The organism is Hydrogenophaga sp. (assembly GCF_030651625.1).
GTDB lineage: Bacteria > Pseudomonadota > Gammaproteobacteria > Burkholderiales > Burkholderiaceae_C > Hydrogenophaga.
In genome coordinates, this window is the sequence record NZ_JAUSCF010000031.1 from 1 (window position 1) to 25660 (window position 25660).

At 60.7% G+C, this 25660-nt stretch carries 21 protein-coding genes, 2 tRNA genes and 1 pseudogene; 14 read left to right on the top strand and 10 right to left on the bottom strand.

The genetic code is table 11. The features are described 5' to 3' along the window. Nucleotides 1-148: 148 nt before the first annotated feature. A pseudogene (locus Q7V46_RS14690) lies at nucleotides 149-562 on the top strand (transposase); the annotation flags it as partial. A 295-nt stretch (nucleotides 563-857) separates the two neighbouring features. Here Q7V46_RS14690 and Q7V46_RS14695 read toward each other — a convergent pair. Together Q7V46_RS14695 and Q7V46_RS14700 are read right to left on the bottom strand one after the other, a co-directional pair. Continuing rightward, nucleotides 858-1106, bottom strand: a complete 249-nt coding sequence (locus Q7V46_RS14695; RefSeq protein ID WP_370690353.1) for a helix-turn-helix transcriptional regulator — start codon at nucleotides 1104-1106, stop codon at nucleotides 858-860. 230 nt (nucleotides 1107-1336) lie between these two features. Further along, nucleotides 1337-2515, bottom strand: a complete 1179-nt coding sequence (locus Q7V46_RS14700) for a tyrosine-type recombinase/integrase (protein WP_304914306.1) — start codon at nucleotides 2513-2515, stop codon at nucleotides 1337-1339. Nucleotides 2516-2850: 335 nt separating this feature from the next. Here Q7V46_RS14700 and Q7V46_RS14705 point away from each other — a divergent pair, with 335 nt between their 5' ends. Further along, nucleotides 2851-4062, top strand: coding sequence for an HD-GYP domain-containing protein (locus Q7V46_RS14705; RefSeq protein ID WP_304914307.1), 1212 nt, complete (start codon nucleotides 2851-2853; stop codon nucleotides 4060-4062). A 36-nt stretch (nucleotides 4063-4098) separates the two neighbouring features. Here the strand turns inward: Q7V46_RS14705 and Q7V46_RS14710 are convergent, their stop codons facing one another. Then, on the bottom strand, nucleotides 4099-4662 hold the full coding sequence (locus Q7V46_RS14710) for a DUF2889 domain-containing protein (RefSeq protein ID WP_304914308.1): 564 nt from the start codon (nucleotides 4660-4662) through the stop codon (nucleotides 4099-4101). Between the two features lie 88 nt (nucleotides 4663-4750). Continuing rightward, nucleotides 4751-6013, bottom strand: a complete 1263-nt coding sequence (locus tag Q7V46_RS14715) for a DEAD/DEAH box helicase (RefSeq protein WP_304914309.1) — start codon at nucleotides 6011-6013, stop codon at nucleotides 4751-4753. A 144-nt stretch (nucleotides 6014-6157) separates the two neighbouring features. On the opposite strand from Q7V46_RS14715, the gene Q7V46_RS14720 reads away from it, so the two are divergent. Next, the gene (locus tag Q7V46_RS14720; protein ID WP_304914310.1) at nucleotides 6158-6520 is read left to right on the top strand and encodes a translation initiation factor Sui1; all 363 of its coding nucleotides are present in this window, start codon (nucleotides 6158-6160) and stop codon (nucleotides 6518-6520) included. Between the two features lie 13 nt (nucleotides 6521-6533). Here Q7V46_RS14720 and serB read toward each other — a convergent pair whose 3' ends face one another. Both serB and mfd read right to left on the bottom strand, forming a co-directional pair. Then, nucleotides 6534-7262, bottom strand: a complete 729-nt coding sequence (gene serB / locus Q7V46_RS14725; protein ID WP_304914311.1) for a phosphoserine phosphatase SerB — start codon at nucleotides 7260-7262, stop codon at nucleotides 6534-6536. Next, nucleotides 7259-10753, bottom strand: a complete 3495-nt coding sequence (mfd, locus tag Q7V46_RS14730; RefSeq protein ID WP_304914312.1) for a transcription-repair coupling factor — start codon at nucleotides 10751-10753, stop codon at nucleotides 7259-7261. The genes serB and mfd overlap by 4 nt, the downstream gene beginning before the upstream one ends. A 109-nt stretch (nucleotides 10754-10862) precedes the next feature. On the opposite strand from mfd, the gene ispD reads away from it, so the two are divergent. Together ispD and ispF are read left to right on the top strand one after the other, a co-directional pair. Further along, entirely contained in the window at nucleotides 10863-11600 is a 738-nt protein-coding gene (gene ispD, locus Q7V46_RS14735; protein ID WP_304914313.1) for a 2-C-methyl-D-erythritol 4-phosphate cytidylyltransferase, read from the top strand. Then, on the top strand, nucleotides 11597-12088 hold the full coding sequence (gene ispF / locus Q7V46_RS14740; RefSeq protein WP_304914314.1) for a 2-C-methyl-D-erythritol 2,4-cyclodiphosphate synthase: 492 nt from the start codon (nucleotides 11597-11599) through the stop codon (nucleotides 12086-12088). The genes ispD and ispF overlap by 4 nt, the downstream gene beginning before the upstream one ends. Nucleotides 12089-12121: 33 nt before the next feature. Here ispF and Q7V46_RS14745 read toward each other — a convergent pair whose 3' ends face one another. Next, a complete protein-coding gene (locus Q7V46_RS14745) occupies nucleotides 12122-13525 on the bottom strand; it encodes a sensor histidine kinase (protein ID WP_304914315.1) in 1404 nt (467 codons plus the stop codon). Further along, nucleotides 13525-14256: a two-component system response regulator OmpR gene (gene ompR, locus Q7V46_RS14750; RefSeq protein WP_304914316.1), complete on the bottom strand. Its 732-nt coding sequence runs from the start codon at nucleotides 14254-14256 to the stop codon at nucleotides 13525-13527. The genes Q7V46_RS14745 and ompR overlap by 1 nt, the downstream gene beginning before the upstream one ends. 170 nt (nucleotides 14257-14426) lie before the next feature. Here ompR and Q7V46_RS14755 point away from each other — a divergent pair, with 170 nt between their 5' ends. Beyond that, nucleotides 14427-14717 (top strand): hypothetical protein, encoded by a 291-nt coding sequence (locus Q7V46_RS14755; protein ID WP_304914317.1) that lies wholly within the window; start codon nucleotides 14427-14429, stop codon nucleotides 14715-14717. 3 nt (nucleotides 14718-14720) lie between these two features. Then, complete coding sequence (locus Q7V46_RS14760; protein ID WP_304914318.1) at nucleotides 14721-15470, top strand: SIMPL domain-containing protein; 750 nt, start codon at nucleotides 14721-14723, stop codon at nucleotides 15468-15470. A 73-nt stretch (nucleotides 15471-15543) separates the two neighbouring features. On the opposite strand, the gene Q7V46_RS14765 is transcribed toward Q7V46_RS14760, so the two are convergent. Beyond that, entirely contained in the window at nucleotides 15544-16314 is a 771-nt protein-coding gene (locus Q7V46_RS14765; protein WP_304914319.1) for a 3-hydroxybutyrate dehydrogenase, read from the bottom strand. A 79-nt stretch (nucleotides 16315-16393) separates the two neighbouring features. Between Q7V46_RS14765 and Q7V46_RS14770 the strand changes: the two genes are divergently transcribed. The 5 genes from Q7V46_RS14770 (at nucleotide 16394) to rimO (ending at nucleotide 22082) form a co-directional block, all read left to right on the top strand. Continuing rightward, the gene (locus tag Q7V46_RS14770) at nucleotides 16394-17332 is read left to right on the top strand and encodes an alpha/beta fold hydrolase (RefSeq protein ID WP_304914320.1); all 939 of its coding nucleotides are present in this window, start codon (nucleotides 16394-16396) and stop codon (nucleotides 17330-17332) included. Between the two features lies 1 nt (nucleotide 17333). Next, nucleotides 17334-19658 carry a bifunctional (p)ppGpp synthetase/guanosine-3',5'-bis(diphosphate) 3'-pyrophosphohydrolase gene (locus Q7V46_RS14775; protein ID WP_304914321.1) on the top strand — a complete coding sequence of 775 codons (2325 nt, stop codon included), beginning with the start codon at nucleotides 17334-17336 and terminating at the stop codon, nucleotides 19656-19658. 56 nt (nucleotides 19659-19714) lie between these two features. Next, nucleotides 19715-19791: transfer RNA gene (locus tag Q7V46_RS14780), tRNA-Val, on the top strand. A gap of 306 nt (nucleotides 19792-20097) precedes the next feature. Continuing rightward, nucleotides 20098-20640, top strand: a complete 543-nt coding sequence (gene phaR, locus Q7V46_RS14785) for a polyhydroxyalkanoate synthesis repressor PhaR (RefSeq protein WP_304914322.1) — start codon at nucleotides 20098-20100, stop codon at nucleotides 20638-20640. A 56-nt stretch (nucleotides 20641-20696) separates the two neighbouring features. After that, nucleotides 20697-22082, top strand: coding sequence for a 30S ribosomal protein S12 methylthiotransferase RimO (gene rimO, locus Q7V46_RS14790; RefSeq protein ID WP_304914323.1), 1386 nt, complete (start codon nucleotides 20697-20699; stop codon nucleotides 22080-22082). Nucleotides 22083-22245: 163 nt separating this feature from the next. On the opposite strand, the gene Q7V46_RS14795 is transcribed toward rimO, so the two are convergent. Further along, a tRNA-Leu gene (locus Q7V46_RS14795) sits at nucleotides 22246-22330 on the bottom strand. 34 nt (nucleotides 22331-22364) lie between these two features. On the opposite strand from Q7V46_RS14795, the gene rnr reads away from it, so the two are divergent. Both rnr and Q7V46_RS14805 read left to right on the top strand, forming a co-directional pair. After that, nucleotides 22365-24656 (top strand): ribonuclease R, encoded by a 2292-nt coding sequence (gene rnr, locus Q7V46_RS14800; protein ID WP_370690354.1) that lies wholly within the window; start codon nucleotides 22365-22367, stop codon nucleotides 24654-24656. Nucleotides 24657-25105: 449 nt separating this feature from the next. Further along, nucleotides 25106-25657, top strand: coding sequence for a YggT family protein (locus Q7V46_RS14805; RefSeq protein ID WP_304914324.1), 552 nt, complete (start codon nucleotides 25106-25108; stop codon nucleotides 25655-25657). Nucleotides 25658-25660 lie beyond the last annotated feature (3 nt).

Below are 25660 nucleotides of genomic sequence, written 5' to 3' on the forward strand. Positions count from 1 at the left end.
ATCACAGGCTGCTCGGCTCCATCGGATACATACCGCCCGCAGAAGCAGAGGCAAACTACTACCGGCAACTCGCCAGTCAGGTCACCACGGTGGAGGCCTGACTTAAACCAACCGGCCTCCACGATTCCCGGGGCGGTTCACTGGTGCCGACGAATACCAATGCCCTGCGGGCCAGCGGGCGATCCGCCGCTTCAGCCGCGAAGAGGGTGGGCTACAGATCAGCATCTATTGGCCCAGTGCCTGCCCTGGCTGTCCGATGAAGGCGCAATGCACAACAGGCGAGTACCGACGCATCAGGCGATGGGAGCATGAGGAAGTCATGGACAAGGTCCAGCAACGGCTGGACCAGATGCCCAACGCCATGACGGTGCGCAAGAGCACCGTCGAACATGTCTTCGGCACCATCAAGCACTGGATGGGCTGGACGCACTTCTTGACCCGAGGCATCCAGAACGTGGCAACCGAGATGAGCCTGAACGTGCTGGCGTACAACTTCAAACGCGTCCTCAGCATCCTGGGCTTCGAGAGGACCAAGAAAGCGATGCAGTTGTTGGGCGCATAGGCGCCCTTTGCGGCCACCGCAGGACCAAATTGCGGCCCAGAGCGGGCTCCAGGATCAAACTGACGGGTCGCAGATGCGGCCAATCCGAAAAAACCGCAAGGCTGCGTGTTGCGCCCATGTCGAGCAAGCTCCTTGCGAGTTATCACACAGCCTCGCTGCACTCCAGTCCATGAGGTTCGGAAGGCAGCATGCAGCCCTGCGGGAGCATCGGCCGCCGTCGGAGAACTGCCATCGCCATGAATACTTGCCCAGGCCTTGGCTGGCTACGACAGCAGGCCAAGCCGGGTGTATCTGCTCAGTGCGAAGCCGCCGAGCGAGTCTGGCTCCATTCATTCAGCTCACTACGGCGCCAGGCCACGGCACGCACCCCGAGCCGTACTGGGCTGGGGAATTGTTGTTGGGCAATGAGCCTGTAGATCGTGGATCGGCCTAGGCCCGTCATCTGAACTACGGATGGCATGCGCAGGAACACCATCGATGCTTGGTCCTGTGCATCAAAAGATGGAGTGGATGGCTGTTTCACGGCAATCTCCCGGTATGGCATGTGAGTGACTGTAGAGTGCTGGTGGTACCTTGGTCGCGCTGGATTCGCTAAAAAATCTTGGGTGCAGGGATGTTTCGCTGAGATGTCGGTCCGACACAAAGGCGCGATGGCTGGGCTTGTTTTCCCTTCGCCTGCCTTTGGACTTTTGTGTGAGCCTCACCTAAAGACTGCCAGGTGTGTGGCGACTTCGCGTGTCGACCCTCCTCGAAACGGGTTCGCAAGCGCGGGAGTCAGATGGTGAGTTTGGCCAGGGCTGCAGCTGCGTGGTCGGCCCTCAGGTGCCCATAGTGACGCTCGATCATTGCGACGCTGGTTCCACTGAGCTGCGCCACCGTAAGAAGATCAAGACCTCCGGTCACCAGGTCGGTAATGACGCTGTGGCGCAGCGTGTATGCCGTGACACTTTGGAGTTCGGCCGCGGCAACAGCAGCCTTGATGGGCTTCTTCCAAGCATCCTTGTTCCACGCTTGGCCGTCTTCGCGACGAAAAATGGGGGCATCTGAAGGTTTGCTCTCACATTGCTTCGCAAACATGGTCGCAGTCGCGGGAGGTAACTTGATCTTGCGATCTTTCCCTGCTTTGTCTTTGCCAATGGTCAGCACCGAGAGCCGGGGTTCGAAGTGGAACACCCTCAATGCGGCCAGTGCCCCTGGACGAAGAGGCAACGACGACATTCCACAGAGGTAGATAGCAAGATCATCTGGCGCCTTTTCAATCAGCTTGCGGCGTTGCTCGATATCGATGTAGACATCGCGGCGCCTATCGGCGTTCTTGGCCGGGCGCAGCGCGACCCGCCAAGCCATGTCGGAAGTTACATTTCCGGCATCGTGGGCATAGTTCAGTGCTGCGCGCAAAGCAGCTATGTCCCGGTTCACACTGGATGCGGCCCTTGGCCGAGTTACGGGTTCTTCGCGGTTGTCTCGATTCACCTTGACAGGGGTGAGGGCCATCGAATTGCGCCAGTTCTCCACGCGTGTTTTTGACAGCTTGCCCAGGTCCATGTTTGCCAGCACGGGATCTTCGTATACCCATCGTTTGAATCGCATCTCAAGATCGTCAGCGGGAGTGTCCCCTCGGTTTGCTCGAACATGCTTGACGTACCGCTTGCAGGCTCCGCTCACAGTCATGGTCTCGGATGAGCCACCTTTGCCCAAATGTGAAAACCACGCCTCGGCCGTCCTTTTTGCCTCGTCGTACCGTTGGGATGGGACTTTGTCTTCGAACTCACCCAAGCTGCGTTTGTCGCGTTTACCAGTGTCCGCACATCGGTAGCGAGCAATCCAATTGCCGGTGGAGCTTGAGGTCATTTTGCGGAAACCAAGCATGCAACCTGACGAGAGCTTGACCCAGTAGGGTTCTGTCCGAGGCTTCAGCTTGTTGCGTGCGTCGACCGTGTCAATCTTTGCCATGATCCGCCCTTCAAAGTGGTGGGCCAAAAGTGGGCCAAACACTATTGAACACTGTGGGATTTCAAGAGACAAGCTTCATAGACAAACGACGTCCCAGACGGTCCCACAAGATCCCGATTTCCGTCATTCACACGGCAGGGGTCGCAGGTTCGAACCCTGCACCGCCCACCAGACCATCAAGCCCGCAAGTTGAGAAACTTGCGGGCTTTTTGTTTTTTTGTTTAGCTTGACCAGCGCCAATGCGCGGTCCGCTCGGAGTTCAAAAGTAGAAGAAAGTGACCGTTTTCGGGGTTATTTACATTTTTTGCAGCCCAGAACAGCGGTTTAATCTCGGCATGTACAAGCCGCTGCCCTTGGATGCCATTGCTCTGAACCAGCCGGTGCCCGTGAACGTCTGGGACCCAAAGGGCATATTGTTGCTTCGCAAAGGCGAGTCCATCACATCGGAACAGCATCGGGGTCATCTCATGCTGCACACGCCGATGGTGGAGGATGCCGACTGGCAAGCATGGACCTACAGTTACAAGGCCGAGCTGGACCGCATGGTGCGCAGCAACGAATCGTTGAGTCGCATTGCGGGACTCAGCCACCATGTGGAGGTGCGAGAGACACGTGATCGCCAGCCAACTGAAGATGTTGGCCCCGCGACTGCCTGGCCTGATTTGCATGCGTCGCTGTCCACCCTGCTCCATCAGGGCGCCGAGGCCAGTCAGTTTCCAGAGCGTCTGGAGCGTTTGCTGTGGCGTGCGCGCGAACTCTGGCGGACTGGTCCGGATGACAGCCTTCTGGTACTGGTGCAGCTCCTGTTTGACCAGCGCATGGCCTACAGCGCCACCCATGCACTGCTTTCGGCGGGCCTGTGCGATATGGTGGCGCCTTCTGCCGGCCTGTCCGTGAGCGAACAGTCCACCCTTTTTCGCGCTGCATTGACCATGAACATAGGTATGACGCGGGTGCATGACGGGCTGGCCCGTCAGGCTGGCGAATTGACCGATGCACAGCGGAACACGGTCCGGCAGCATCCGATTCAAGGGGCCAGAATCTTGCGCCAACTGGGGATCGATGATCCGTTCTGGCTGTCTCTGGTGGAAGAACACCACGAGCAGCCGGATGGCAGCGGGTACCCGAACGGCGTGCCCGTCAACAGACTGGCTCAGCGTTTGTTGCAGATGGCCGATGTGTATGTGGCCTGCATCAGTCCTCGGCAGAGCCGGGGCGGGTTGCTGTCGCAAAATGTGGCGCGCGAGCTCTACCTGGGTGCTGACCAGAAGCCGGATCCATTGGGGGCCCTGTTCGTCAAAAGCATTGGCTTCTATCCGCCTGGCAGCTATGTTCGTCTGGCCAACGACGAAGTGGCCGTGGTTGTCAAGCGCAGTGAACGGGCCAATGCCCCGCTGGTCTGCTCCATCGTCGGTCGGCAGGGCTTGCCACTGGGAGAACCTGCGTTGCGAGACACTGCCAACCCGGCATTCGAGGTCAAGGCCAGCCTGGCGCCCGGCGAAGTGCGGGTGGTGGTGAATGTGACCAAGTTGCTGAGTCGAACCTGACCAAGACGCAGACGTCGCCTGTACGAAGGCAGTCTCTCAACTTCGGGACACTGTTTTTTCAGGTGGTTGCCAGCGGAAGAACATGGGGTAGACCTTTTCGACCACCGGTCCGTTGAAGTCCCAGGCCAGACACTTTCCCAGGTGCATGGGGGGGCTGCCGTTTGCCGGCGGTGCAAAAGACGCGGAGCGGCTCTGGAAGGCCGCAGTGGCCATGTTGAACAGCAGTTCCCGAAGGTGGGTGCAACCTTGTATGCCCCCGAGATGGCGTTCGATGGTTTGCCGCCAACCCTTTCCCATGACACTGCCAATCATGCGGCGCATGGGTTCCTGTGCCTGTGGGCATGGGCTGTGGGGCACGCTGTCCATGGCCACGGCGATGTCCCTGATCACCATGGTTGCATCCAGCGTCACGCGAATGTGCATGTGATGCACCGGTTCTTCAGGTGCCCAGGTCCTTTCACCTTCGATCTCGAAGGCATGGGGCTTGGTATCCAGGAGTTCGCCTTCGATATCCCAAAGGCCGTCGTCACGTTCGAAGCCGCGAAACGACATGCGGCGGGTGTGCATCAGCTTGCGCGGAGCGGGATCGGGGAGCGGCAAAGCAGGTCCTTCTGGCGATTGGTAACCCCGTATTTTCGCCGGAACAGGGCTGCGTTGCCCGGGGTGGGGCACAGCAAGCTTTCCCAGATCAGTCTGACTTTGATTCGGTTGCAGCAGCAGCGGCTCTCAGCTTGTCCTTTTTGCTGAGTCGCTTGCCCTTGATCCCGCCGCCGCCCGGCGTGGGAGGCGGCGCAAGCTGTTTGGGCTCGAACCCGGGAACCTGCTCGCGCGGCAGGCTCATGCCCTGCCGCTTCTCGATCAACCGCCAATGAGCCTCCGTTTCGGCGGTGACGAAGCTGACCGCCAGGCCACCCGCACCGGCGCGCCCGGTGCGGCCGATCCGGTGCACGTGGTTCACCGCAGAGCGCGGCAGGTCGAAGTTCACGACCACGGGTAACTCGGCAATGTCGATACCGCGCGCTGCCAGGTCGGTGGTGACCACCACATCCCAGCGTTTCTCCTTGAATTCCTTGAGTGCCTGCTTGCGCGCGCCCTGGCTCAGCCCGCCATGAAAGGACGTGGCGTAAATGTCGCCCTGGTGGAGTTTGGCGGCGACACGCTCGGCCGCGTACTGGGTGGCCACAAACACCAGTACCCGCTCCCAGCGATGTTCCTGGATGAGATGGCGCAGCAATTGCACGCGGCGGTCGGCATCCACCGAGATCAGGCGCTGAACCACCAGGGGCGGTGAGTCGGCACCCGATGTGTCTGCAGGGACGCTCACTTCGATGCGCACTGCGTCGTGCAGCAAGTCGTTGGCCAAGGCCTGCACGTCAGGGGGGAAGGTGGCAGAAAAGAACAGGTTTTGCCGTTGGGTGGGCAGCAGAGCGAGCAAGCGCTGAAGTTCGTCGGCAAAGCCCAGGTCGAGCAGGCGATCGGCTTCGTCGAGCACCAGCAGTTGCACCGCATCCAGCTTGAGCGCGTTTTGTGAGATCAGGTCGAGCAGCCGCCCCGGTGTTCCCACCATGATGTCGGCCCCGCCGCGCAGCGCCATCATCTGCGGGTTGATCGAGACGCCTCCGAAAGCCACAGCCACCTTGGGCCGCGGTTCCAGATGCTGGGCCAACTGGCGCACCATTTCTCCGACCTGGGCCGCCAGTTCCCGCGTGGGCACCAGCACCAGCGCGCCGACACGGCGTTTTGAATGCGCGTTTTGCTGCTGCAGGCGCTGCAGCATGGGCAGTGCGTAGGCGGCGGTCTTGCCGGACCCTGTCTGGGCTGTGCCCAGCACATCGTTGCCTTCAAGGATGACGGGAATGGCATCGATCTGGATCGGCGTGGGCGCGGTGAAACCGAGATCGGTGGCGGCCCGTGTGAGTGCGGGAACGAGTCCCAGAGCTTGGAATGGCATTTGGCAAAGTTTGGTTGCAGTGTAACGTTGGCTCTTTCACGCGCCAGGGCCTGTTAACACTATTTTCCATCTTGAAAAAATAGTGTTACCAGGCCCTGGCAGCCGGCGATTTCCAAGTCCGACAGGCTGCTAGGATCGCGACCCATGAAAAGCAAGCCTTCCAGCGGTGGACTGGTGTATTCGACAGAAGCGGGACGCATGTGCCCGGCCTGTCGGCAACCCATTGCGAATTGTGAGTGTGCCAAGCAAGGGTCGTCGCCTGCGGGCGATGGCGTGGTGCGCGTGTCCCGGGAGACCAAGGGCCGCGGTGGCAAGGCGGTCACGGTGGTCAAAGGCGCCGCCATGGCGGCAGATGCCTTGCAGACACTGGGTAAACAGCTCAGGACCGCTTGCGGCTCGGGGGGTACGGTGAAAGACGGCGTGATCGAAATTCAGGGAGATCACGTCGATCGGGTGATGACCGCCTTGCAGGCCCATGGCCTCAAGGTCAAACGGGCTGGTGGTTGAATCGCATCGACCTTCAGGGCTGAACGACTTCGAGCAAACGGTCGAGGCCGCCGCTGTTGATGGCCACCTTGGCCTGCGCACGCACGGCAGGTTTGGCGTGGTACGCCACCGACAGGCCGACCGCACCCATCATGGGCAGGTCATTGGCACCGTCGCCCATGGCGATGCACTCTGAGGGCTCGATACCCAGCAGCGACGCCACTTCCAGCACGGTGCGGCGCTTCTCCGCACCGTCGCAAATGTCGCCCCAGGGCTGGTCGACCATGCGGCCGGTGAGCTGACCACAGTTCGGGCCACTTTCCACTTCCAGCACATTGGCGCGGGTGAAGTCGATGCCCAGCGTCTGGCGCACCCGCTCACTGAAGTAGGTGAAGCCACCCGACACCAACAACACCTTCAGGCCGGCGACCTTGCAGGCCTGGATGAGTTCGGCCGCACCCGGGTTGATGCGCAGGCGCTCGACGTAGACACGCTCCATGTCGGCGATGGTGACGCCGCGCAGCAGCGCCACGCGCTGGCGCAGGCTCTCCTTGTAGTCGGCGATTTCGCCTCGCATCGCTGCCTCGGTGATTGCTGCGACCTCAGGCTTTTTGCCCACGACGTCGGCGATTTCATCCACGCACTCGATGCTGATGAGCGTGGAGTCCATGTCGAAGGCGATCAGCTTGAAGTCGCTGAGTTTCAATGGCGGTGTGATGCCCCGGACGGTGAGGCCGGGTGCGATTTCAGTGGCGGTGTTCATGCGGGTTCAGGTTGCTTCATGGGTTGACCAAGGGCGCGCAGCACATCGCGCACCATCTGCACCCGGTCTTTGACCTCGGGCAGGGCGCGCTCGATGCGCAACTTCTCGTTGCCAGCCAGTTTGATGTGGCGGTTCTTCTGAATGAGTTCGATGATGCGCATCGGCTCGATCGGTGGGTTGGCCTTGAACGTGATGTTCGTCACCCCCGGCGCGGCATCGACCTTGACCACACCGTAGGGTGCGCTGAGGCAGCGCAGTCGGTGAACGTCGATCAAGGTCTGGGCCTGGGGTGGCAGTTTGCCGAAGCGATCGACGATCTCCTCCAGCAGGGCGTCGATCTGGTCGGTGGTCCTGGCGGTGGCGAGCTTCTTGTAGAAACTCAAGCGCAGGTGCACATCGCCACAATAATCGTTGGGCAGAAGGGCGGGGGCGTGAAGGTTGATGTCGGTGGTCACCGACAGCGGCGAGAGCAGATCAGGTTCGCGGCCTGCCTTGAGCGAGCGCACCGCCTCGCTGAGCATCTCGTTGTAAAGCTGAAAGCCCACTTCGAGCATGTTGCCGCTCTGGTTCTCGCCCAGTACCTCGCCCGCGCCGCGGATCTCCAGATCGTGCATCGCCAGGTAGAAGCCGCTGCCCAGCTCCTCCATCTGCTGGATCGCATCCAGGCGTTGTGCGGCCTGCTTGGTGAGGCCCTCGATGTCGGGCACCATGAGGTAGGCATAGGCTTGGTGATGGCTGCGTCCCACGCGGCCGCGCAACTGGTGCAGTTGCGCCAGGCCGAACTTGTCGGCGCGGCTCATGACGATGGTATTGGCTGTGGGCACGTCGATGCCGGTTTCAATGATGGTTGAACACAGCAGCAGGTTGTAGCGCTGCGCCACGAAGTCGCGCATCACGCGCTCCAGCTCGCGCTCGGGCATCTGGCCGTGGGCGATGGCGATGCGCGCTTCGGGCAATATCTCTTCCAGCTTCTGCTTGCGGTTCTCGATGGTCTCAACCTCGTTGTGCAGGAAGTAGACCTGCCCGCCGCGCTTCAATTCGCGCAGCACGGCTTCCCGGATCACGCCATTGCCTTCGTTGCGTACGAATGTTTTGATGGCAAGGCGCCGTTGGGGTGCGGTGGCGATCACGCTCAGATCACGCAGGCCTTCGAGTGCCATGCCCAGCGTGCGCGGAATGGGCGTGGCGGTGAGGGTGAGCACATCGACCTCGGCGCGCATGGCCTTCATGGCTTCCTTGTGGCGTACACCAAATCGGTGCTCCTCGTCGATGATGAGCAGGCCCAGGTCCTTGAACTTCACCGATTCGCTGAGCAGTTTGTGCGTGCCCACCACAATGTCGACACTGCCATCGGCGAGCCCTCTGGCCGCCGCGGTGATTTCCTTCTGCGTGCGAAAGCGGCTCATCTCGGCGATCTTGACAGGCCACTTGCCGAAGCGATCCACCAGCGTCTGGTAGTGCTGTTCGGCCAGAAGGGTGGTGGGTGCCAGGAACGCCACCTGCCGTCCACCGGTGACGGCCACGAACGCAGCGCGCAGAGCCACCTCGGTCTTGCCAAAGCCCACATCGCCGCACACCAGCCGGTCCATGGGGCGCGGGCTGATCATGTCTTGAATGACCGCATGAATGGCCGCACGCTGGTCGGCGGTTTCTTCAAAACCGAAATCGGTGGCGAACACCTCGTAGTCTTGGGCCGAATAGCGGAACGCATGCCCCACGCGCGCCGCACGGCGGGCATAGATGTTGAGCAGCTCGGCAGCGGCGTCACGGACCTGCTCGGCTGCCTTGCGCTTGGCCTTTTCCCATTGCCCACTGCCCAGGCGGTGCAGCGGCGCTTCGTCGGCGCTCACGCCCGTGTACCGGCCGATCAGTTGCAGTTGACTGACAGGCACATACAGCACGGCTTTGTCGGCGTATTCCAGGTGCAGGAACTCCATCAGGGCCGGTGAGCCGTCGGGGTTTTTCTCCCCCATGTCCATGTTCACCAGGCCGCGGTAGCGGCCGATGCCGTGGGCGTTGTGCACCACCGGATCGCCCACGTTGAGTTCGCTCAGATCCTTGATCAGTGCGTCGACATCGCTGACCTGCTCCTGCTTCTTGCGACGCCGGGTGGTGGGGCCGGCGGCGAACAGCTCGGTCTCCGTGACAAAGTCGATGCCATCTTCCAGCCACGAAAACCCCGCCGTGAGAGCCGCAGTGGCAATGCCGATTGTTTCCTCACTGCCCTGAAATTCGGCCAGCGAGTCAAAGGCAGGCGGGCTGACCCCGCTGGCGCGCAGGAAGTCGAGCAGGCTCTCGCGGCGGCCGTCGCTCTCTGCCAGCAGCAAAACGCGGTGCGTGGTACTGCGGATATGGGCTTGCAGGCGCGCAAGCGGATCGTCTGCGCCACGCACCACGGAGAGGTCACCCAGCTTCTGGAAATGGGCGTTGTCCACCACGTCTGCCACTTCGGCTCTGATGGCGAGTTGCGCGTGCGCGTTGGCGTGGGTATAGAACTGTTCGGCAGTGAGAAACAGCGACTCCGGGGGAAGCGCGGGGCGCTCCGGGTCGGTGCGCACGATGCGGTACCTGTCTTGCGTGTCTTTCCAGAAGCGCTGGAATGCAGGCTCCAGGTCGCCATGCAACACCACCGCAGCCGCCTCCCCGAGGTAGTCAAAGACAGTGGCCGTGTCCTCGAAAAAAAGTGGCAGGTAGTACTCGATGCCGGCGGTGGCCACACCGTTTCCCATGTCCTTGTAGATGCGGCTCTTGGTCGGATCGCCTTCGAGCAATTCGCGCCACCGGCTGCGAAAGCGCGCGCGGGCGGCATCGTCCATGGGGAATTCCCGACCTGGCAGCAGCCGCACCTCCGGTACCGGGTACAGGCTGCGCTGACTGTCGGGGTCGAAGGTTCGGATACTGTCGATTTCGTCATCGAACAAATCGACCCGGTAGGGCACCAGGCTGCCCATGGGGAACAGGTCGATCAGGCCCCCGCGAACCGCGTATTCACCGGGGCTTACCACCTGGGTCACGTGCTGGTAGCCTGCCAGCGTCAGCTGGCCCTTGAGTTTGGCCTCGTCGAGTTTCTGCTTGACCTTGAACTCGAACGTGTAGCCCGCAAGAAACGCGGGTGGTGCCAGTCTGTACAGTGCAGTCGTCGCGGGCACCACCACCACGTCGGCGCCCGCGTCCTTGGCATTGCCGTTGGAGCGGTTGTGGATGCGCCAGAGCGTGGCCAGCCGTTCTGAAATCAGGTCCTGATGGGGTGAGAACGTGTCGTAGGGCAGGGTCTCCCAGTCTGGGAACAGGGCAATGCGGAGCTCAGGTGCAAAAAACGCCATTTCCTCGATGAGGCGCTGCGCATCGGTTGCATCGGCCGTGACGATGGCGGTGGGTCGCCCGGCGGCCAGCTCGCGTCGCGCCAGTTGAGCCAGCAGCATGGCATCGGCCGATCCACTGGGGCGGGGCAGGGTAAAGCGTTTGCCGGGAGAGAGTTTGGGCAGTTGCATGAGAGCGGTTTCGGATCGGATTCGGGGCCACACTTGACCAGCCATGACAAACACCCCCGGCCCGACAGGGAAGGGGGTGCACAGACTGATTCTAGAATGCGGCAGCCTTATGTCAGAACGCCCTGAACAAATCACCCCATTCGACGCCATCCGGTCTGACCTGCGATGCCACCTGCTTTTGCCTTGCGCGGGCTTGGGGTCGCGGGCCGGCATTGCGCAGCCCAAGCAATACCAGCCGCTGGCTGGCCAGCCCATGGTATTGCACACGCTCGCTGCTTTCGAAAAGATCGATCGTCTGCATATCCGTTTGCTGGTCGTGGCACCGGGAGACACCACATTTGGGGCAATGCCCCCTGCAGGTGTGACGGTGGCCAGTTGTGGCGGCTCCAGCCGAGCACACAGCGTGTTCAACGGGCTGGAGGTGTTGCATCAGATGGGTGCCGCGCCCATGGATTGGGTGCTTGTGCACGATGCGGCACGCTGCCTGGTGGAGCCGGCTCAGGTGAATGCACTGATGGATGCGTGCTGGGAGGATGCTGTTGGCGGCCTGTTGGCCTTGCCGCTGGCCGACACCCTGAAAGCTGGCACCGATGGTCGCGTGGCTGCCACGGTCGACCGCTCTGGGAAATGGCTGGCTCAAACGCCGCAGATGTTCCGCCTGGGCGCATTGCGTTTGGCCATGGAACTTCATCTGGACCGGAATTTTTCAGGCGTCACGGATGAATCCAGCGCCATGGAAATGGCCGGGCACAGGCCGCTGCTGGTTCGGGGAAGCGCGCAGAATTTCAAGGTGACCTACCCGGAAGACTTTTCGCTTGCTGAGGCCGTACTGAGGAGCCGCACATGACATCGTCCATTCCTGCAATGCGTGTCGGCGAGGGCTGGGATGTCCATGCCCTGGTGCCCGGTCGCCCGCTCATCATCGGTGGCGTGCACATCCCGCACCCCATGGGTTTGCTGGGGCATTCCGATGCCGACGTGTTGTTGCATGCAATCGCCGATGCGCTCCTCGGTGCCGCCGCGCTGGGCGACATCGGCCGGCATTTTCCCGACACCGATGAGCGTTTCAGGGGCGCCGACTCCAGCACCTTGCTGCTCGAGGTCGCCCGGCGAGTGCGTGCTGAAGGCTTCGAAATTGGAAACATCGACAGCACGGTGATTGCGCAGGCGCCGAAGCTGGCGACCCATATTCCCGCAATGCAGCATGGCATCGCGGCCACGCTGGGGCTGCTCCCATCGCAGGTCAATGTCAAGGCCAAGACGGCTGAAAAGCTGGGACCTGTGGGACAGGGGCTGTCCATGGAAGCCCGCGCCGTGGCCTTGTTGTTTCGCTAGCTTCGGCCCTCGCAGTGTGAGGCGAGGCTGGCTTCAGTTCACGGCTCTGGGCAGTTTGATGTGCGCCGCCAGACCGCCGGTGCTGCTGTTGGCCAGTGCGAAACGTCCACCCATCCGGGCAATGGCCCGCTCCACAATTGCAAGACCCAGTCCAGTTCCGGTGGCCGACGATCGAGACACGTCTCCCCGGAAGAAGGGTTGGGTGAGTTGCTCCAGCATTTCAGGGCTCACTCCGCTGCCATGGTCGCGCAGCTTGATGAGAATCGCGTCGTCCTTTGCCTTGGCTGCAATTTCCACCGTGGCGATATCCGTCTTGACGTTCTTTCCGTAGCGCTGGGCGTTTTCCAACAGATTGGCAAACACCCTCTGCAACTCGACGGCATCACCCATCACCAGCGTGTCGGGCGGAATGTTCGTGAGGACCCGAATCGATGGGTCGTTGCCGAGCGCGTAAACGGCCGAGTCGACAACCTGATTCAGATTGATGCGCTCCGGCGTGAGGTGGTCTGGTCGTGCGTAGTCCAGGAATTTGTCAATGATGGCGTTGACTTGTTCGATGTCGGCGGCCATGTGCTCTCTGGCTTGCAGATCGGCCACACTCATCTCGGTTTCCAGTCGCAGCCTGGACAGCGGCGTACGCAGATCGTGGGAGATGCCAGCCAGCATCAGAGCACGGTCCTGTTCGATTTTGCTGAGCCTCTGGGCCATGCGGTTGAAACCGATGTTGACCTCCCGTATTTCACTGGTCGCCACCGCCTCGCTGAGGTGGCTGGCTTGAAAGTCCCCTTCTTTCAACCGGCTGGCGGCGAAAGAAAGCTTCTTGAGCGGTCGGTTGATCAGACCTGCGATGAGCGCTGCTCCCGCAAGCGACAAAATGGCTGCGGTCGCCAACCAGATCAGCCAGGTTGTTCCTGCCACCAGGCCAATCCGCGACGGATCGGTCAACAGCCAATAGGGATCCTCTTCGATCGTGAAGCCGATCCAGAGACCGGGTGTCGAATTGACTTCGCGCGCCACCAGTGTGTCGGGCCCGAGCCGGGCGCTCAGCCGTTCGCTCACGCGGCGGCTGAGCGAATCTGTGTTGTAGAGCCGGTAGGTATCGGTGGGTTCGCGCGGGGCAATCCGCACACCCTCTTCATCGGCCAGTGTCTTGACGAGGGAAACCCGGGCGATGGAGTCAGAGTGCACCAGTGCCGCTCGGGTGAGGTTGACCAGCGAAGCCAGCTGTTGTGCGCTTTGCAGTGCCCGGGGTTCAAACTCCAGCGCACGGAAAGTTTGCAGCCACGCGATGATGCAGCCCAGCAGCAAGGCGGCCAGCAGGATGAAGGTACGCCAGAACAGGCTGAACTCCCTGGGTGGGCGACCCTCCAGTGGCGCTGGTGCTGTCTCCAGGGAGGCTGGCTGCGTCTCGAACAGGACGCGCGACTCCTCGGACATCAGGAGGTGCCATCCGGTACGAACACGTAGCCCACCCCCCAGACAGTCTGCAGATAGCGTGGTGAAGCGGCATCCTCTTCAATCAGCTTGCGCAGGCGCGACACCTGAACGTCGAGGCTGCGATCGAATGGTTCAAACTCGCGGCCACGAGCCAGTTGTGCAAGCTTTTCCCTGGACAGGGGCTGGCGAGGGTGGCGTACCAGTGCCTTGAGCATGGCGAACTCGCCCGTGGTCAAGGGCAGGTCGGCGCCGTCCTTGCGCAGCGTGCGCAGGCTCAGATCGAATTCAAAAGGACCAAAATTGACGACCTCCATATCCTGCGATGGGGCACCAGGCACTTCAGCGGGCGGACGGCGGCGCAACACGGCATGGACCCTGGCGAGCAGCTCGCGCGGGTTGAAAGGCTTGCCCAGGTAGTCGTCGGCACCCACTTCGAGCCCGACGATGCGATCCACGTCTTCGCTCTTGGCGGTCAGCATGATGATGGGCGTGCGGTCACCATTGGCGCGCAGGCGCCGGCAGATGGAAAGACCGTCTTCGCCGGGCATCATGAGGTCAAGAACGATGATGTCGACCGAGTCACGCTGGAGAACGCGATTCAGGGCCTTTCCGTCTTCTGCCAACATGACCTCAAAACCCTCCTGCATCAGATAGCGGCGCAGCAGGTCGCGAATGCGAACGTCATCGTCAACGATCAGAACCTTGTTGGGGCGGGTGCTGGTTTGTGGCATATGAACAACTTCCTTTAAATGTAACAAACGCGATTGTGGCAGCGCCAAGTGCTTGTCAGCACACGTTTTTTGTTTTCCTGACACGCTGTTACAGATGTTGCCTGAGCGGGTATGGAGCACCTGTGGGTGCGCGTCAGACAATGGCGCCCATGACCACTCTTGGAATCACCATGAAGCCGTTTGACAGGCGAGGCATTTGTTTGTTGCTGCTTGGTCCTGCCTGTGCCCTTGCATCTGATCTTCGTCCCGTTGCCGTACCCGCGGAGAGTGCCATGCGGGTGGTACCCATTTCGATGATGGAACCCGAAACGCGGACAACCGTGCGTCTGCGTGAAAGTTTGCGCCAGCCAAACGAAGACGAGATGGAGGCCAACAAGCCCTACCGCCTTTCGGCAGAAGAACGACTTCGTTTGAGAGAACAATTGCGCGGCGATCACAGTCCCGCCAAAACTTCAAAGTGACAGATGACTGAAAAGTACCGGGTTTCCCGCCTCTCGCACGCATTCGGACGGGTTCTGCCCGTCGTGGCTCTTTCTGTTGGCATGCTGTCGGGCCAAGCCTTTGCTCAAACCTCCCAGACCACGCCTCAGCCGTCGAATGTGGTCAGCCTTTCAGCAATGGGAGAAGCCGATGTGCCGCAGGACCTGCTCACGCTGAGCCTTCGCACCACGAAAGAAGGGTCCACCGCGGCATCGGTTCAAGGCGAGCTCAAGGCGGACATGGACAGAGCCTTGTCTCTGGCCAGGGCTCACGAGAAAAAAGGCCTCATGGATGTGCGAACGGGCCAGTTCAGCCTGTATCCCCGTTATGGCAAAGAAGGCAAGATTGCCGGGTGGCAGGGTACGGCCGAATTGGTGTTGGAAGGCACAGATTTCGCTCTTGTCAGTGGCACCGCAGGAAAGCTCGATTCCTTGACAATGTCAAGCGCCGCCTTCAGCTTGTCGAGGCCGGCACGGCAGCGCCTGGAGAAGGAGGTGGAAGCCATTGCCATCGATCGATTCCGGTCTCGCGCCAGCGATGTCGCCAAGGGCTTCGGTTTTGCAAGCTACGAGCTCAGAGAGGTGTCGGTCAGTCCCGTCGACGAAGGTGGCATGCCGGTGAATCCCCGCATGATGGCCATGGAAGCAAAAAGCATGTCGGACGCCTCAATCCCGGTTGCTGCGGGAAGCAGTACCGTCAGGGTGACCGTGGTGGGCTCGATCCAGCTGCGCTGAGGCAGCCCCCTGGCGGGGCCGCCCTGAATCGGCTCTGTCGCCACATCCTGGATAGTTCAGTTGGCGCAGGGGCTTATTGCGCCACCCATCCCCCGTCCATGTTCCATGCCACGCCTCGGATGTTGTTGCCTGCAGGCGAGCAGAAAAACACCGCCAGAGCGCCCAGTTCTTCCGGGGTGGTGAATTGCTTGGACGGCTCTTTTTCGCCGAGCAGTAGCCTGGTCGCATCTTCGTTGCTGATGCCAAGTGACGTCGCTTTGGCATCCACCTGCTTTTGGACCAGGGGTGTGAGCACCCATCCAGGGCATATTGCATTGCAGGTCACACCCGTCGGTGCCGTTTCGAGTGCCGTGACCTTGGTCAGTCCCACAACCCCGTGCTTGGCTGCCACGTAGGCCGATTTTTCAGCCGACCCCACCAGGCCGTGCACGGAGGCCACGTTGATCACGCGGCCCCAGTTGGCTGCGCGCATGGCGGGGAGCGCCAGACGTGTGGCATGGAAGGCACTGGAGAGGTTGATCGCAAGAATGGCGTCCCACTTCTCAACTGGAAAGTCCTCCACCTTGGCCACATGCTGGATGCCGGCGTTGTTCACGAGGATGTCCACCTGGCCGAACCGCTCGGCAGCAAAAGCCATCATGGCCTCAATCTCTCCGGGCTTGCTCATGTCTGCGCCGTGGTACTCGACCTTGACGCCCAGGGCAGCAATCTCGGCTTTTGGGCCTTCAACGTCCCCGAATCCGTTCAGGACGATGTTGGCACCTTGTTGTGCCAACGCTTTGGCGATGCCCAGGCCGATGCCGCTGGTAGACCCGGTAATGAGAGCGGTTCTGTTCGAAAGCATGTGCGAACTCCAGTTCAATTACGATAGGTTGAAAGACACTCGATTCATTATCGTGGACGCTCGATACGACGACTTCACCATGCAGAAACCTTCTCTCAAATTTCTGACCGTTGGCGGGCCCGAAGCCGTTGGTGGCTTTCCACGCCGCATGGCCTATTGGGATTGGCCAAGCCTGGACGCTCAGTCGTCTCACACGGTGATCTGTGTGCATGGTCTTTCGCGGCAGGGACGCGACTTCGATGCCCTTGCCGAGACCCTTCAGCCAACCTCTCGCGTCATTGCTGTCGATGTGGCCGGGCGGGGTCACAGCGACTGGCTGGTTGACCCCATGGCCTACCAGGTGGGAACCTATGTGGCCGATCTTGCGGCACTCATTCTTGCGTTGCGTACGGAAGCTCCCGAGTCCACCATGGACTGGGTCGGCACCAGCATGGGTGGACTGATCGGTCTGGCCATTGCTGCGCAGCCCTCATTGGCGCCGCGAAGGCTGGTGCTCAACGATGTGGGGCCAGTTATTCAGTGGAGCGCATTGCAGCGCATCGGAACCTATCTGGGGAAGAACCCGCAGTTTGATACCGAGCAGGCAGCATGGGACTATCTGGCCGCGATTTCGACCGGTTTTGGTCCTCACACCGCTGAGCAGTGGCGTGCGCTTTGTGGGCCTATGCTGCGCGGGCAGGATGGAAAGTGGCACCTGCACTACGACCCGGCCATCGCGCAACCCTTGATGTCGCTCCTGAGCATTGGCGACGAGGAAGTGGCACTTCGCACGGTGAAGGAAGGAGAGGGCGCACTTTGGCGGTTGTACGACGCCATCACTTCCGAAACTTTGCTCCTTCGGGGTGCCGAGTCCGATCTGCTTTCGCCTGAGACCGCACGGCTCATGTCCAGTCGTGGACCCAAGGCCAGATGCATCGAGTTCGCAGGCGTCGGGCATGCACCCACATTGATCGCGGACGACCAGATCCTGGCAGTGCGGCAGTTCCTGTTGCGGCCCTCAACGGTGCAAGCGTCCTGACATGAAGCCGTCCGACCTTTCATCATTGATAGAGCCGGAAAGGGTCGCCGGTGCCGCAGCCGAGGCTGCGCAGGGCGGTCAGGTGGTTCCCTCTGCCATCGTTGCGGCCACATCGGACAGCCTGCCGCAGCAGGCCCACGCACTGGCGCGTGCCAGGGCATTCGCAGAACCCCTCCTGGCCTGCGAGCAACTCGACACTGGCGAGAACACCTTTGCGCACGCCGATGCGGTGGCTGCAATTCTCCGCGACATAGGTGGTTCTGAAGCGATGCAGGCGGCCGCCTATCTGGTCTACGCCTGTCAGCACCTGAACCGTCCGCATGAAGTGATCGCCAAGGCATTTGGCGAACAGTTCGCGGCATTGGCGGTTGAGACCACCAAACTGGTTCAATTGCAGCGGCAAGCCCGCGTCAAGGCCGCAGAGGTTCAGGCCAAAAAGCACGAGGAACGTGCCTTCGCGCAGGAAACCGCGCTGCCTCTGGTGTCACCCAACAAGGCGCCGGTCACGGAGCTGGCAGCGAACCAGACGGAGAACGTGCGCAAGATGCTGCTGGCGTTCTCGCGTGATCTGCGTGTGGTCATGTTGCGACTGACCTCGCGCCTGCAGACCCTGCGCTTCTATGCATTGAGCCGTGGCGATCCGGGCGAAGCGCTGGCCAGCGAATCCTTGCATGTGTTCGCTCCACTGGCCAATCGGCTGGGCATCTGGCAGGTCAAGTGGGAAATGGAAGACCTTGCGTTCCGCTTTCTGGAGCCTCAGACCTACAAGCAGGTCGCACAACTGCTGGATCAGAAACGCGCCGAGCGGGAAGATCACGTGGAGCAGGTTCGACTGCAGCTGGAGAACGAGTTGCAGCGCATGGGGGTGAAAGCCTCGGTGCAGGGGCGCCCCAAGCACATTTACAGCATCGTCAAAAAGATGCGCGGGAAGTCGCTGGACTTTGATCAGGTCTTCGATATTCGAGCGCTGCGTGTGGTGGTCCCAGAGGCGGATCAATGCTATGCCGTGCTGGCACACGTACACGCCCATTTCTCGCCGGTGACGGAAGAGTTTGATGACTACATCGCCAAGCCCAAGCCCAATGGCTATCAGTCGCTGCACACGGTGGTACGCGACGCACAGGGGCGGGCATTCGAGATCCAGATACGCACCGAGGCGATGCATGACCATGCGGAGCATGGGGTGGCGGCCCATTGGGCTTACAAGGAGGCGGGCGCCAAAGGGTATGCGGGCGTATCGGCGAGTTCCGATTACGACGCCAAGATCGCCGTACTCAGACAGCTGCTCGCGTGGGAGCGCGATCTCAGCGGTTCGGCCCAAGGGCTTTTCGAGGACAGAATCTATGTGCTCACGCCCGATGCAGCGATCGTTGAATTGCCGCAGGGAGCGACCGCCCTCGATTTTGCCTACAGTGTTCACACCAGCCTGGGCCACCGCTGCCGTGGCGCTCGGGTCGATGGTGCCATGGTCACGCTCAATACACCGTTGCAAAACGGGCAGACCGTGGAGATCACAGCAGCCAAGGAAGGCGGGCCATCACGAGACTGGCTGAATGGTGAGCTGGGCTATCTGGTCAGTCATCGAGCCAAAAGCAAGGTGCGCGCCTGGTTCAATGCGCAGGCGCAGCAGGAAACCATTGCCCGCGGGCGCGAGGCGGTTGAGAAGCTGCTGCAGCGCGAAGGCAGGACCGCACTCAAGCTGGACGACCTGGCGGTGTCCATGGGATTGTCCACTGCGGCAGAGCTGTTCGAGCAGGTCGGGAAAGACGAACTCTCCCTTCGCTCGATCGAAACCCACCTGAGGCCATCCGAGCCGGAGCCTGTTGCCGAGGTTCCCATCTGGCTGAAGAAGCCGAGAAAGCCGGCTTCGGGTTCGTCAGGTGGGGTTCTGGTGGTGGGGGTGGAATCGCTGATGACCCAACTGTCCAAGTGTTGCAAACCCGCGCCGCCAGATGAGATTGGCGGCTTTGTGACGCGTGGAAAAGGTGTGAGCATCCATCGTGCTGACTGCAGCGACTTTGCACACCTCAAGGTCAAGAGTCCCGATCGGGTGATCGAAGTGCAATGGGGCGGATCGAAGAGCGGGGACGCTGGCGTCTATCCCGTGGATGTTGCCGTTGAAGCGGCAGACCGGCAGGGCTTGCTGCGCGATATCTCCGATGTGTTTGCCCGTGAAAAAATGAATGTCATTGGTGTTCAAACGCAGTCGGTCAAGGGGGTTGCCTGGATGACCTTCACCATCGAAGTGAGTGATGCAAGGCAAGTCGCCCGCGCAATGGCCGTGGTGGGTGATGTGAACGGTGTGAGGGTGGTGAGGCGCAAGTAGCGCTCGCATAAATGCCTCCCGATCATGAGATATACTCTCGGCTTCGAATCGATCTCAGGCGCGTAGCTCAGCTGGTTAGAGCACCACCTTGACATGGTGGGGGTCGTTGGTTCGAGTCCAATCGCGCCTACCAAAATGGAACCCCCTGATCTCACATGAGAACAGGGGTTTTTTTCATTTGAGGTCCCTGCTGACCTGGCGTCTGTCTGGAGTTCACCCGTGTCCGGTGGCTTGCTTCAGGGTGGTGGACTGAGGTGGCATGCGCTCAGGCACACGCCTCTGGCTGCAGGGTCAGACAATCCTTTGTGGTCAGATGCAGGGGCACACTGGCTACGCACAGGGAAAACCCATGGCGCAAGGCAGTCCCAGGGTTCCTAAAATGTGCCGTATCCTCCCATCAGATCAGGGGCGTTTGCCTCTTCCTTCCTGAAAGTCCGTAGTGCAAAAATCCAAGGCAGCGTCCGGTAGCGAGCGGGTGGGTGGCGTCCGCATCATCAAGAAGTACCCGAACAGGCGTCTCTACGATACAGATACCTCGTCCTACATCACCCTGGCTGAAGTGAAGGCGCTTGTGATGGACAACGAACCCTTTGTGGTTCGAGACGCCAAGTCCAATGATGACCTGACCAGAAGCATCCTGTTGCAGATCATTCTGGAAGAGGAGACGGCAGGTGTCCCCATCTTCACCGAGCAGGTGCTGGCCAACATCATCCGTTTCTACGGGCATGCCATGCAGGACTTCATGGGTGCGTACCTGGAAAAGAACGTGCAGATCTTCATGGATCTTCAGCACAAGATGACCGAGCAGTCCAGCGGATTGAATCCGGAGGCCTGGAAGCAGTTCATGAATGTGCAATCCCCGATGATGCAAGGCATGATGGGGACTTATCTTGAGCAGTCGCGCACCGCATTTACCCAGATGCAGGAGCAGATGCAGAAGAACAGCGAGCAGATGCTGGCTGCACTCGGGCTGAAGCGCTGAAAAGTCTGTTTGTGTGCATTCGGGCAGGCAATCCGGCTGTCTGAGACAATCGGAACATGTCCGAACCCGTTGTCCAGTCAGTGGCCTCAGCGCCCAAAGTCGGTTTTGTCAGCCTGGGTTGCCCCAAGGCGCTCACAGACTCCGAACTCATCCTCACGCAACTCAGCGCTGAGGGCTATCAGACCTCCAAGACCTTTGCCGGTGCCGATCTGGTGATCGTCAATACCTGCGGCTTCATCGACGATGCGGTCCGGGAAAGCCTGGACACCATCGGCGAGGCGCTGGCCGCCAATGGCAAAGTGATTGTCACGGGTTGCCTGGGCGCGCGTGAAGGTGAGGGCGGCGGCAATCTGGTGCAACAGATGCACCCCAGTGTGCTGGCGGTGACCGGACCACACGCCACCCACGAGGTGATGACGGCGGTGCACCAGCACCTGCCCAAACCGCACGATCCATTTGTTGATCTGGTGCCGGCACAAGGCATCAAGCTCACGCCGCGGCACTACGCCTACCTGAAGATCAGCGAGGGGTGCAACCACCGCTGCACCTTTTGCATTATCCCGTCCATGCGGGGTGATCTCGTCAGCAGGCCCATCGGTGATGTGCTGAGCGAAGCACGCAAACTTTTCGACGCAGGCGTCAAGGAGTTGCTGGTGGTCAGTCAGGACACATCGGCCTATGGCGTGGACGTACAGTACCGCACCGGTTTCTGGGATGGCAGGCCAGTGAAAACGCGCATGTTTGACCTGGTGCGCGCTTTGGGTGAACTGGCAAGGGGCTATGGCGCCTGGGTGCGGCTTCACTATGTGTACCCTTACCCGCATGTCGACGACATCGTTCCACTCATGGCAGAAGGCCTTTGCCTGCCGTACCTCGACGTGCCTCTGCAACACAGCCACCCTGCCGTGCTCAAGCGAATGAAGCGTCCTGCCAGTGGTGAAAAGAACCTGGAGCGAATCGCGCGCTGGCGTGAGCTTTGTCCGGAGATTGTGGTGCGGAGCACCTTCATTGCTGGCTTTCCTGGGGAGACCGAAGAAGAGTTCCAGGACTTGTTGACGTTTGTGGGAGAGGCCCGCATTGACCGGGCCGGCTGCTTTGCCTATTCGCCTGTGCAGGGTGCGGCGGCCAATGAGCTGGCTGATCCCGTTCCTGCAGAACTTCGTGAAGAACGCCGTGCGCGCTTCATGGCTGTTGCCGAGGCTGTTTCTACGACCAAGCTGCGTCAGCGGGTCGGGGCAACCATGCAGGTGCTGGTGGACTCCGCGCCTGGACTGGGGAAAAAGGGTGGTGTCGGGCGCAGCTACGCCGATGCGCCCGAGATCGATGGTGTCGTGCGACTGCTGCCACCGGAGAAGATCAGCAAGACGCTGAAGGTGGGTGAGTTCACCAGGGCGCGCATCGTGTCCGCCGAGGGGCACGACTTGCTGGCAGTACCGATTTGAAGTGCTTGGCTCTGTACAGCAGAAGCAGCTTGGCGCAGCAAGCATTCGATCGGTTGAGCGCGGCATTGCGCAGCAGAGTACCGCGCCTGTCTTCCACTGCTCGATCTGCCTTCGCCACAAAAACAAAAGGCTTGCAAACGACGTGTTTGCAAGCCTTTATGATTGGTGCCCAAGAGAGGACTCGAACCTCCACGCCTCTCGGCGCTAGTACCTGAAACTAGTGCGTCTACCAATTCCGCCACCTGGGCATCTCAGGAAAACCGAAATTATAGCAGAGAAAAAGTGAACGAAAAAAACAGCCTGTTGGCAGAGTTTGAAGGTGTCGTGTCCGGTCATCGTGACGGGCACGGTTTTGTGATTCGTGACGATGGACAAGCAGATATCTATCTGCCTTCCAATGAAATGCGCGCTGTCCTGCACAGGGATCGGGTCAAGGCCCGTATCGTTCGTCTGGACAGGAAAGGTCGACCAGAAGGGCGGGTGACCGAGATCGTGGAGCGCTCAGAGGCCCCCATCATCGGACGGCTGCTGCAGGAAAGTGGTGTCTGGCTGGTGGCCCCGGAAGACAAGCGCTACGGGCAGGATGTGCTCATCCCGAAGGGTGCCACCGGAACTGCAAAAACAGGGCAGGTCGTGGTGGTGGAGCTCACCGAACCGCCGGCACTGTATGGCCAACCTGTGGGTCGGGTCAAAGAGGTGCTGGGAGAGATCGACGATCCCGGCATGGAGATCGAAATCGCCGTGCGCAAGTACGGTGTGCCTCACATTTTTTCAGATTTGGCAATGGCTCAGGCCAGGGCGCTGCCGGACCATGTGCGCGCTGCGGATCACAAGAACCGGGTGGACCTGCGTGACGTGCCGCTGGTGACGATCGATGGCGAAGACGCGCGCGACTTTGACGACGCGGTGTACTGTGAACCGGCGAAGGTGGGCAGGGGCAAGGGGTGGCGGCTGCTGGTGGCCATCGCCGATGTGAGCCACTATGTGCAAACCGGCTCAGCGATTGATGTGGATGCTTACGACCGCGCGACCTCGGTGTATTTCCCTCGCCGCGTCATTCCGATGCTGCCGGAAAAACTGTCCAATGGTTTGTGCTCGCTCAACCCGGGCGTTGAACGCCTGTGCATGGTGTGCGACATGCTGGTCAATGCCAAGGGTGAAGTTCACGCGTATCAGTTCTATCCAGCGGTGATGTTCAGCCATGCGCGTTTCACCTACACCGAGGTTGCCGCCATTCTTCAGAACACGCGGGGGCCAGAAGCCGCTCAGCGAAAGGCATTGGTGCCCTATCTGCTCAACCTGCACGATGTGTACCGCGCTTTGCTGGTTGCGCGCAGTGCGCGGGGAGCCGTGGATTTCGAGACCACCGAGACCCAGATCGTGTGCGACGAGGCGGGACGCATCGAAAAGATCATTCCACGCACACGCAACGATGCTCACAAATTGATTGAAGAAGCCATGCTGGCGGCGAACGTGTGCTCGGCCGATTTCATCAGCCAGGGCAGGCAGGCTGGCCTCTTTCGTGTGCACGAAGGCCCGACGCCGGAGAAGCAGGAAATCCTGCGCAACTACCTAAAGGCCATGGGTGTGCCGCAAACCATCAGCGACAACCCGAAACCCTCCGAGTTCCAGCATATTGCGAGCGCCACCAAGGACCGTCCGGAGGCGCAGCAGATTCACACCATGCTGCTGCGATCGATGCAGCAGGCGATCTACACGCCGATCAACAGTGGCCACTTCGGACTGGCGTTTGAGGCGTATACGCACTTTACCAGTCCGATTCGGCGCTACCCCGATCTCCTGGTGCATCGCGTCATCAAGGCCATCTTGAGCCAGCAGCGGTACCAATTACCGGAGCTGCCCACACCGGGTGAAGCGCACGCCAAGCTCAGCAAACGGCTGGCCAGCCGGGCCAAACCAGCGGGTGACGAACCAGCTAAGAAGCCATCGGTGGACACCCTGGCGTGGCAGGCCGCAGGCCTGCATTGCAGTGCCAACGAGCGCCGGGCCGACGAGGCCAGTCGCGATGTGGAAGCCTGGTTGAAATGCAAATACATGCGCGAACACCTGGGCGAAGAGTTCAGCGGTGTGGTCAGCTCCGTCACCAGTTTCGGTCTGTTTGTGACGCTTGACGCCATGTATGTGGAAGGATTGGTGCACATCACTGAACTGGGTGGCGAGTTTTTCCGTTTTGAAGAGGCGAGGCAAGAGCTTCGCGGAGAGCGCACCGGCATTCGCTACGCCCTTGGTTCCCGTGTCAACGTTCAGGTCAGCAGGGTGGATCTGGACGGGCGCCGAATCGACTTCCGGCTGGTCTCAAGCGGTGACGATCTGGTGTTGCGTGCCATGCGGGACAAGGGTGGGTCAGCAGAAGTCGGAGAAGCCAAGGGCCGCCCGGGCAAACCCCGCCGCGGCAAGGGAGGCGGTTCCCAGGCACCGGTTCGCCAGGTGGATCTTTCGCCGGCTTCCGAGAAGGAGTCCTTGCCGGCAGGCCGCAAATCAACCGGTGCAAAAAAAATGGATCGTGGTGCAGGAAGGAGTTCCGCTGGAAAGGCTCGAAAGAGTCGCAGGTGATGGGGAAGCGCGAGGGCGACACACGGCATAGGGTGAGGTGGCAGTGCGCACCTGGGATGCTCGGATGGCTTCCGAAGGCCCCTTGCCTGCGAGCGCGTCACGGGGGTTGCTCAAGGCTTCGAAAGCACTGGGACGGAGGCAAGGGTCAGTCTCCAGACCGGCGGGGGATTCCAGTGGATGACCTTTGTGTATCGGCACACTGGCACCACCCGGGGCCGCACGAGCCGGGCTTTCGGGACAACTACCTGCAGTGCATCGAGCACGCATTGGCGCAACGTATCTTGGAGCATGGTGCTGTGGCTTTCGTGGGGTCAGCCGTTAACCACGACAGTCAACACGCTTCATTCAGATTCGCCCAAGCGGGAGCGTTCGGTAAACTTCACCAATCACCAAGGTCATGATTCGGTCAGCCTTGCCAGTCGCCTGACCCAAATAACCAAGTCCATTGCATGCGCATCGCTCTGTTCCTTTTGGACACGCTGTTTTTCTTTCTTGTCGCGGCAGGGTTGTTGCGAGCATGGATGAACCATTTGCGCGTTCCCATGTGGGCGCAGCCAGGGCGATTCGTGATGGCCGTGACAGACTGGCTGGTGGCACCTGTGCGCCGTATTCTGCCTCGAGGCATGGCTCAAGGAAGTGTCGATTGGGGCAGTTTGATGGCGGTGGTGCTGCTGGCCCTGGCCTATGGCGGTTTGTGGATCATGCTGGCCACGGGGCTCAACTCGGTGGCCGTATCTCCTGCCGCATTGGTGATGGCCATTCCGGTGCTGGCGTTCAAATTGGTGCTTCGCAGCCTCCTCCAGGGGCTGATGGTGCTTCTTCTGGTGTATGCGGTGCTGTCATGGGTTCAGCCTCAGTCTCCGATTCTGGTCACCCTTGACCGGCTTTGCTCGCCGATTCTGCGTCCAGTGCGTCGTGTCATTCCCACCATCGGTGGTGTTGATCTGTCGGTGCTCGTACTGATCATCTTGCTGCAAGTGGGCTTGATGTTGATCGCCTGAGGC